This window comes from Streptomyces sp. NPDC037273 (genome assembly GCF_055603625.1).
Genome location: NZ_JBVJVO010000009.1, coordinates 261,182 through 269,319, shown reverse-complemented (window position 1 = coordinate 269,319; position 8,138 = coordinate 261,182). Strand labels below are relative to the sequence as shown.

At 73.6% G+C, this 8,138-nt stretch carries 11 protein-coding genes; 8 read left to right on the top strand and 3 right to left on the bottom strand.

Features of this window, described 5'->3' with window-relative positions:
- Nucleotides 1-168 precede the first annotated feature (168 nt).
- Genes pnuC through ACZ7G1_RS24675 form a run of 5 tightly spaced genes read left to right on the top strand, consistent with a single transcriptional unit; the run spans nt 169 to nt 4,434 of the window.
- Nucleotides 169-819 carry a nicotinamide riboside transporter PnuC gene (gene pnuC / locus ACZ7G1_RS24695; RefSeq protein WP_470875461.1) on the top strand — a complete coding sequence of 217 codons (651 nt, stop codon included), beginning with the start codon at nt 169-171 and terminating at the stop codon, nt 817-819.
- Nucleotides 816-1,895, top strand: coding sequence for an AAA family ATPase (locus ACZ7G1_RS24690; protein WP_470875463.1), 1,080 nt, complete (start codon nt 816-818; stop codon nt 1,893-1,895). Before pnuC ends, ACZ7G1_RS24690 begins: the two co-directional genes overlap by 4 nt.
- On the top strand, nt 1,892-2,641 hold the full coding sequence (locus ACZ7G1_RS24685; RefSeq protein ID WP_470875464.1) for an NUDIX hydrolase: 750 nt from the start codon (nt 1,892-1,894) through the stop codon (nt 2,639-2,641). The genes ACZ7G1_RS24690 and ACZ7G1_RS24685 overlap by 4 nt, the downstream gene beginning before the upstream one ends.
- Nucleotides 2,638-3,660, top strand: coding sequence for an ADP-ribosylglycohydrolase family protein (locus tag ACZ7G1_RS24680; RefSeq protein WP_470875466.1), 1,023 nt, complete (start codon nt 2,638-2,640; stop codon nt 3,658-3,660). The genes ACZ7G1_RS24685 and ACZ7G1_RS24680 overlap by 4 nt, the downstream gene beginning before the upstream one ends.
- A 3-nt stretch (nt 3,661-3,663) precedes the next feature.
- A complete protein-coding gene (locus ACZ7G1_RS24675) occupies nt 3,664-4,434 on the top strand; it encodes a nucleotidyltransferase domain-containing protein (protein WP_470875468.1) in 771 nt (256 codons plus the stop codon).
- On the opposite strand, the gene ACZ7G1_RS24670 is transcribed toward ACZ7G1_RS24675, so the two are convergent.
- The 3 genes from ACZ7G1_RS24670 to ACZ7G1_RS24660 are packed head-to-tail and all read right to left on the bottom strand — an operon-like array spanning nt 4,431 to nt 5,981.
- Complete coding sequence (locus ACZ7G1_RS24670) at nt 4,431-5,120, bottom strand: nucleotidyltransferase domain-containing protein (RefSeq protein WP_470875469.1); 690 nt, start codon at nt 5,118-5,120, stop codon at nt 4,431-4,433. The genes ACZ7G1_RS24675 and ACZ7G1_RS24670 overlap by 4 nt on opposite strands.
- A 10-nt stretch (nt 5,121-5,130) precedes the next feature.
- Entirely contained in the window at nt 5,131-5,592 is a 462-nt protein-coding gene (locus ACZ7G1_RS24665) for a Rieske (2Fe-2S) protein (protein ID WP_470875471.1), read from the bottom strand.
- 44 nt (nt 5,593-5,636) lie between these two features.
- Entirely contained in the window at nt 5,637-5,981 is a 345-nt protein-coding gene (locus tag ACZ7G1_RS24660; RefSeq protein WP_470875473.1) for a DUF952 domain-containing protein, read from the bottom strand.
- A gap of 122 nt (nt 5,982-6,103) precedes the next feature.
- On the opposite strand from ACZ7G1_RS24660, the gene ACZ7G1_RS24655 reads away from it, so the two are divergent.
- The 3 genes from ACZ7G1_RS24655 (at nt 6,104) to ACZ7G1_RS24645 (ending at nt 8,107) form a co-directional block, all read left to right on the top strand.
- Complete coding sequence (locus ACZ7G1_RS24655) at nt 6,104-6,541, top strand: YidB family protein (RefSeq protein ID WP_470875474.1); 438 nt, start codon at nt 6,104-6,106, stop codon at nt 6,539-6,541.
- A 118-nt stretch (nt 6,542-6,659) separates the two neighbouring features.
- A complete protein-coding gene (gene aroH / locus ACZ7G1_RS24650; protein ID WP_470875476.1) occupies nt 6,660-7,022 on the top strand; it encodes a chorismate mutase in 363 nt (120 codons plus the stop codon).
- Nucleotides 7,019-8,107: a prephenate dehydrogenase gene (locus ACZ7G1_RS24645; protein ID WP_470875478.1), complete on the top strand. Its 1,089-nt coding sequence runs from the start codon at nt 7,019-7,021 to the stop codon at nt 8,105-8,107. The genes aroH and ACZ7G1_RS24645 overlap by 4 nt, the downstream gene beginning before the upstream one ends.
- Nucleotides 8,108-8,138: the final 31 nt, after the last annotated feature.

Genomic DNA, 8,138 nt, shown 5'->3' with positions numbered 1-8,138 from the left:
GGGGGCGAGAGGGAGGCGGAAGGGGGCAGGCTGCGACACCCCCCCCCCCCCCCCCCCACCCCCCCACCCCCCCCCCCCCCCCCCCCCCCCCCGCGTCCGGACCCGGCGAGCCCTTGTGGGGGCGGTCCGCCGACCTTTATAGTCAACATGACTCTTAAGGAGGCGGGTGTGAGCCTCGCGGACATCCTCGAACCCCTGCAGCAGCCGCTGCTCACCGTCCTCGACACCCCGGTCAGCTGGACCGAGGTGCTGGGATTCGGCAGCGGCGCGCTGTGCGTCTGGCTCGTCGCCCGGCAGCACGTGGCCAACTGGCCCATCGGCATCGCCAACAACCTCTTCTTCGTCCTGCTGTTCGCACAGGCCGGGCTCTACGCCGACGCCGGCCTCCAGATCGTCTTCATCACCCTCGCCGTGTACGGCTGGTGGACCTGGACCCACGGGGGTGGACCAGGCTCCGACGACCTCCCGGTGCGCCGCACCACGCGCACCGAATGGACGTGGCTGCTCGCGGCGGGGGTGGTGGGGACCCTCGCCCTCACCCTCCTGCTCGACCGCGTCACCGACTCGACCGTCCCCTTCTGGGACGCCCTCACGACCGTGCTCTCCCTGGCGGCCACCTACGGCCAGTGCCGCAAGCTGGTGGAGTCCTGGTGGCTGTGGATCGCCGCCGACGTCGTCTACGTACCGCTGTACGCCTACAAGGAGCTCTACCTGACCTCCCTGCTGTACGTCGGCTTCATGACGCTCTGCGTCATCGGCCTGCGCGGCTGGACCCGGGACCTCGCCGGTGCCGGACGACCCGCGGGGGCGACCGCGTGAAGCGCTACGGCCACGGCCTCGTCCTCGGCAAGTTCTATCCGCCGCACGCCGGCCACCACCACCTCGTCCGCACCGCGCGCGACCGCTGCGAGCGCCTCACCGTCCTCGTCTGCGCCTCCTCCGTGGAGAGCCTCCCGCTGGAGGACCGGGTCGCCTGGATGCGCGAGGTCCACCCCGACGTCCTCGTCGTGGGCGCCGTCGACGACGTCCCCGTCGACCTGCACGACCCCGACGTGTGGGCCGCCCACATGGCCGTCTTCCGGGCCGCCGTCCCCGAACGCGTCGACGCCGTCTTCACCTCCGAGCCGTACGGGGAGGAGCTCGGCCGCCGCTTCGGCGCCGAATCCGTCCTCGTCGACCCCGAGCGCACCCGCTTCCCCGTCTCCGGCACCGCCGTCCGCGCGGACCCCGCCGGCTGCTGGGACTTCCTGGAACCCCCCGTACGCGCCGCCCTCACCCGCCGGATCGTCGTCCTCGGCGCCGAGTCCACCGGCACCACCACCCTGGCCCTCGCGCTCGCCGACCACTACCGGCGGCGCGGCGGCGTCTGGGCCCGCACCCGCTACGTACCGGAGTACGGGCGCGAGTACAGCGAACTCAAACTCGCCGAACTCCGCGCCGCACGGCCCGGCGCCACCTGGTCCGACGTCACCTTCCGCTCCTCCGACTTCCCCGTCATCGCCCAGCGCCAGGCCGAACTGGAGGAGGAGGCCGCCCGCGACGGCTCACCCGTCCTCTTCTGCGACACCGACGCCTTCGCCACCACCATCTGGCACGAGCGGTACATGGGCACCACCAGCCCCGACACCGGCGAGATCGCCGCCCGCGGCCGCCAGCACCTCTGGCTGCTCACCGACCACCGGGGCGTCGACTTCGAGGACGACGGGCTGCGCGACGGGGAACACCTGCGGCCCTGGATGACCGCCCGGTTCCTCACCCAGCTCGCCCACTCGGGCCGCCGCACGGCCGTCCTCACCGGCCCCCACGAGGAGCGGCTCGCGACCGCCGTCGCCGCCGTCGACGCCCTCCTCGCCGAGGGCAGCCGCCTCGCCGACCCGCTGCCGGAGCGACGGTGACCGGGCCCCGCACGCCGTCCGGCGTGCCCGAGGGGTACGACCCGCACGCCTACGAACCGTTCGCCGTCACCGTCGACCTCGCCGTCCTCACCCTCCGCGAGGAGCGCCTCCACGTCCTCCTCGTCGAGCGCGGCGAGGCGCCGTACGCCGGCTCCTGGGCCCTGCCCGGCGGCTTCGTACTGCCCCGCGAGTCTGCCGAACTGGCCGCCCGCCGCGAACTCGCCGAGGAGACCGGACTCACCGCCGACACCGTCGCCGGCCTCCACCTCGAACAGCTCCGCACCTACAGCGAGCCCGACCGCGACCCCAGGATGCGGGTCGTCTCCGTCGCTTTCACCGCCCTCGTGCCCGACCCGCCGGAACCGCGCGGCGGCGGCGACGCGGCCCAGGCCCGGTGGGTCCCGTACGGGACGCACGGCCCGCTCGCCTTCGACCACGACCGGATCCTCGCCGACGCCCACGAACGGGTCGGCGCCAAGCTGGAGTACACCTGTCTCGCCACCGCCTTCTGCCCGCCCGAATTCACCCTCGGCGAGCTGCGGCAGGTATACGAGACCGTCTGGGGCGTCACGCTCGACCGCCCCAACTTCCGGCGCAAGGTCCTCGCCACGCCCGGCTTCGTCCAGGCCGTGGAAGGACCCCCGCGCCTCACCGGCGGACGGGGAAAACCCGCCGCCCTCTACCGGGCGGGCGAGGCCACCACCCTCCACCCGCCCCTCCTGCGACCGGAAGGACGCCCCGCATGAACCTCGCACGCCACGCGACCAAGCAGGCCGCGACCGGCACCCTGATCGGGCTGGCGCTCGGCGACGCGCTGGGCCGGCCCACGGAGTTCAGCGAGGTGCCGCTGATCATCAGCTGGTTCGGCCCGTGGCGGCAGATGGCACTTCCCGCCAACGGCCGTGTCACCGACGACACCCAGATGACCCTCGCCTTCGCCCGCGGCATTCGCACGGCCATGGACCGCGAGGTGCTCTCGCCGCACGCGCTCGCCGGGCCCGTCCGCGACGAGTTCGTCGCCTGGTACCACGACCCGGAGAACAACCGGGCGCCCGGCAACACCTGCCTCACGGCCTGCGCCCTCCTCGACGGCGACCGCCCCTGGCAGGACGCCAGTCAGATCCACTCCAAGGGCTGCGGCGCCAACATGCGGGTCGCGCCCATCGGCCTGGTCCCCGGTCTGAGCGAGGAGCAGCGGGCGGGTGCCGCGCAGCTGCAGGCGGCGCTGACGCACGGCCATCCGACGGCGCTGGCCGCGTCGGACCTGACCGCCCGCGCGGTGTACCTGCTGGCCCAGGGGGTGGACCCGGCCGGTCTGGTGGGACAGCTGCGCTCGTACGCGTACGAGAACCGCTCCCGCTACCACGACCACTGGCTCGGCGACCTGTGGACCCGTTCGCAGGACCCGAGTGCCGCGCACTTCGTGCAGCGGGGCTGGGACGAGTGCCTGGCCGTCCTGGAGCGGCTCGACGCCGTCCAGCGCACGGCCGACCCGGAGATCGACCCGTGCGAGTACACCGGCGACGGGTGGATCGCCGAGGAGGCCCTGGCGACCGGCCTCCTCTGCTTCCTGCTCTTCCCCGACGAGCCTCTGACCGCCCTCCGGCGGGCCGCCTGCACCCGCGGCGACTCGGACTCGATCGCCGCCCTCGCCGGTGCCTTCGCGGGCGCCCACCTCGGCGCGGACGCCTGGCCCAAGGACTGGGCGGAGCGCGTCGAGTACCGCAGTGACCTGCTCACCTTCGGCGCGCTCTGGGACGCTTGACCCATGACGCTCACCCTGGACCTGGACCTGGACCTGGACCTGTCGGCCGTCGTCGCCGAGCAGCCCGACCCGCTGCTCTTCGCGACGGTCTCCGGCGCGCACCTCTACGGCTTCCCGTCCCGCGACTCGGACGTGGACCTGCGCGGCGCGCACCTGCTGCCCGTGGACGCCCTCATAGGCCTCCGCGAGCCGGAGGAGACCCGCAGCAGGATGTGGGACCGGGACGGCGTCGAGATGGACCTCGTCACCCACGACCTGCGGAAGTTCGCCCGGCTGATGCTGCGTCGCAACGGCTACGTCCTGGAGCAGCTGACCTCGCCGCTCGTGGCCCACACCACGGACACCCACGCGGAGCTGGTCTCCCTCGTGCCCCGGTTGCTCACCCGTCACCACGCGCACCACTACCGGGGCTTCGCCGGGACGCAGTGGCGGCTCTTCGAGAGCAGCGGCGAACTCAAGCCGCTGCTCTACACCTACCGGGCGCTGCTCACCGGTATCCACCTGATGCGCTCGGGCGAGGTGCAGGCCCATCTGCCGACCCTGGCCGGCGAGGTGGCCGAAGCGCCCGCCCGGCTGGCCGACCTCGTCGCGGCGAAGACCGAGGCCGAGCACGGGCGCGCGGAGGTCTCCGTCGCGGACGTACACGCCGAGACGGAGGCCCTGCACGGGCTTCTGGACGAGGCCCAGGCGGCCACGGCGCTCCCGGAGGCCACGCACGATGTCCAGGACGCGCTCCACGACCTGGTCGTACGGGCCCGACTGAGCACGCCCTAGAGCTCGGCGAGGGCCGATGCCCGGCGGGCGCGGATCAGGAAGTCCTGCACGCGCGCGTGGTCGGGGGCGTCCGGGAGCGGGGTGGAGTCGTGGGCGCGGTCGGCCTCGTCCTGGAGGCGGTTCATCCAGGACTCGACCTCCGACCAGGGCACCTCGCCGCGCTTGACCGCGAGGAGGCGGTCGCGCTCCTCCCCGACGCCGATGCGGAGCTCGCCCGTGCGTAGCAGGTCGCGGCAGCTGGTCAGGAGCCTGAGCAGGTGCATGGCGTGCTTCCAGCGGGGGTGGCCGTACTGGCGGACGTCGGCGTCGAGCTTGCGGCGCTGGCCGCCCGCGTAGCGGACGAAGGTCTGGTGGGCCCGGCGGGAGAGGAAGGCGGAACGGAGGGAGAGGAGCTCGCGGCCGAGGTCGTCGACGTACTCGACGGCGGGGGAGTGGAGGCATTCGAGGACGTTCGGGTTGTTGCGCAGGGCGAGTTCGCAGAAGCGTTCCAGCTCCCAGCTGAACTGCTCCTCGCCGGGGCCCTCCACGTGGGCCGGGGGCTTCTCGAAGTGCCAGAAGAGCGGCGTCGGGGCGAGGTAGACGCCCCGGATGTCGGTGTCGCTGCCCTCGGTGGCGAGACCGAAGGCGCGCGAGCCCATCACGCAGGAGTAGATCGTGTGCTCGCGCACCAGCGCTTCCGGAGTCATGCCGGGCAGATTACGCGAGGGTGATCGTTTCCCCCGAGACAATAATCTCCTCCGCCGGCAGGGGGCGGGGCGCCGGTCCGGCCGCCACCGAGCCGTCGGCGATGCGGTACTTGGAGCCGTGGCAGGGGCAGTCGATGGTGCCGTCGGCGACCTTGTTCACCGTGCAGCCCTGATGGGTGCAGATCGCGGAGAAGGCCTTGAAGTCGCCGGCCGCGGGCTGGGTGACGACGACCTTCTTCGCGGGGAACACCTTGCCGCCGCCGACCGGGATGTCCGTGGTCTTGGCCAGCGGCTGGGCGCCCTTGCTCGGCGTACTCGCCGTGGACGGTGCGGACCGGCCGGCCGACGGCTCGGCCGGGGCGGTGGTCGCCGTACCGCCGTCGCCCCCGTCCCCGTCGTCCGAGCCGCAGCCCGTCGTCAGGGCCGCGGCGGCGAAGAGGACGGTACGGCGGGTGGTGGCGCGTGAAGTCATACGGCCAGCTTGGCGGCGGCCCGGTGCCGGCACCCGCAACACGCCTACGCCCGCGGGACCAGCTCCCTCGCACGGCCGTCCTCGTCCCGCCGCACCTCGAGGACCGACGTCACCGCCGCACGCTCGACCGGCCCGTACACATGCGGGAAGAGCACGCCCTTCGAGCCCTCCCAGCGGACCTCGCCGCCGAGACCGGCCTCGTCGATCACGAGCACCAGGAGCGGGCCCGGCACGTCCCGGTAGTAGGCGTCCGCGACCGCCAGGGCCGAGGCCTCGTCGGCGGAGCAGTGGACGAAGCCCTCGGCGGCGAGCGACGGCGGGGCGTAGGGGGCATCGGGCGCCTCGGGGGCGGCGGACCAGTCGGCCAGCGGTACGACGTGCAGCAGCATCCGACAGTTCTACCGCGCCGCCCACCGGGGCCGCCGCCCCCGTCCGGCGTGTACGCCGAGTGGCGGAACGTTCCGGTTCGGGTGACATTGGGCGTGTTCCGTACCGGACGAAAGGCAGAACCATGGCGGGAAACGACCTCGGCAGTCTCCTCGGCGGTCTCCTCGGAGGCGGCGGACAGGGCGGCGCCGGCGGCGCGGGCGGCCTCCTCGGCTCCCTGCTCGGCGCCCTCGCGGGCGGCGGCAAGGGCGGCGGCACGGGCGCGGACGGCTCGAACCCGCTCGGCGGCCTCATCGACATGCTGACCAAGTCCGGCCTCGTCGACCAGGCACAGTCCTGGGTCGGCACCGGTGAGAACCAGCCCGTCAGCGGCGCCCAGATCGCCGAGGCCCTCCCCGACGACACCCTCCAGAAGGTCGCGGCCGAGGCCGGCGTCAGCCCGCAGGAGGCCGCCGACGAGATCGCCAAGTCGCTGCCGCAGGCCGTCGACAAGCTCACCCCCGACGGCTCGCTGCCCCAGGGCGGCTCCCTTGAGGACATCATCCGCAGCCAGCAGCTCTGATCGCCGCAGGCCACCCGCCTTCCGGGCCGCTCCATCTCGGAAGGCGGGCGCCGCGACGCGCCGACCCCACCGCTGACTAGGCTGAACGGAGCACTTGACGCAGGCGAAGGAGCACGACGTGGCGGTACGAGCGGTCCGAGGCGCCGTCCAGCTGGAACGGGACGACGCCGGACACATGCGCGAGCAGGTCGAGGAGCTGCTCACCGCCGTCCTCACGCGCAACGGGCTCACCCACGACGACCTCATCAGCATCTGGTTCACGGCCACGCCCGATCTGCACAGCGACTTCCCCGCCGCCGCGGCCCGCCACGTCGGGATCGTCGACGTCCCCCTGATCTGCGCACAGGAGCTCGACATCGAGGGGGCGATGCCGAGGGTCGTACGGCTCCTCGCCCACGTCGAGACCGAACTGCCCAAGTCCGCGATCGCGCACGTCTACCTCGGCGCCGCGGCCGCCCTGCGCAAGGACATCGCCCAGTGAGAACAGCGCTCGTCATCGGCACCGGACTGATCGGCACCTCCGCCGCCATCGCCCTCGCGGGCCGGGGCGTCACCGTCCACCTCCGCGACCACGACCCCGCGCGCGCCGGCACCGCCGCCGCGCTCGGCGCCGGCACCGACGAAGCGCCCGAGGGCCCCGTCGACCTCGTCATCGTCGCCGTACCCCCCGCGCACGTCGCCGCCACCCTCGCCGAGGCCATGACCGCCGGGCTCGCCCGCGGCTACCTCGACGTAGCGAGCGTCAAGGGCGGGCCCAAGCGGGAACTGGAGGCGCTGGGCCTCGACCTCACCCCGTACATCGGCACCCACCCGATGGCCGGCAAGGAGCGCTCGGGACCCCTCGCGGCCACCCCCGACCTCTTCGAAGGCCGGCCCTGGGTCCTCACCCCCACCCGGGACACCGACACCGAGGTGCTCAACCTCGCCCTGGAACTCGTCGCCCTGTGCCGGGCCGTCCCCGTCGTCATGGACGCCGACGCCCACGACCGCGCGGTCGCCCTCGTCTCCCACACCCCGCAGCTGGTGTCCTCCATGGTCGCCGCGCGCCTGGAGGAGGCCGAGGAGTCGGCCGTACGCCTCTGCGGGCAGGGCATCAGGGACGTCACCCGGATCGCCGCCTCCGACCCCCGCATGTGGATCGACATCCTCTCCGCCAACCCCGGCCCCGTCGCCGACGTCCTCTCCGGCGTCGCCGCCGACCTCGACGAGACGGTCCGCGCCCTGCGCGCCCTCCAGTCCGCCGACGAGGACAAGCGCCGGGACGGGGCCGCGGGCGTCGAGGACGTCCTGCGGCGCGGCAACGCCGGCCGGGCCCGCGTCCCCGGCAAGCACGGTGCCGCCCCCACCGTCTACGAGACCGTCGCGGTCCTCATCAGCGACCAGCCCGGAGAGCTGGCCCGCATCTTCGCCGACGCCGGGCGGGTGGGGGTCAACATCGAGGACGTCCGCATCGAGCACGCCACCGGCCAGCAGGCCGGCCTCGTCCAGCTCATGGTCGAGCCCTCCGCCGCCGCCACCCTCGCCACCTCCCTCCAGGAGCGCGGCTGGTCCCTCCGTACCCCCTGACCCGCCGCACCCCTCCGCCCCCGCCGTGCGG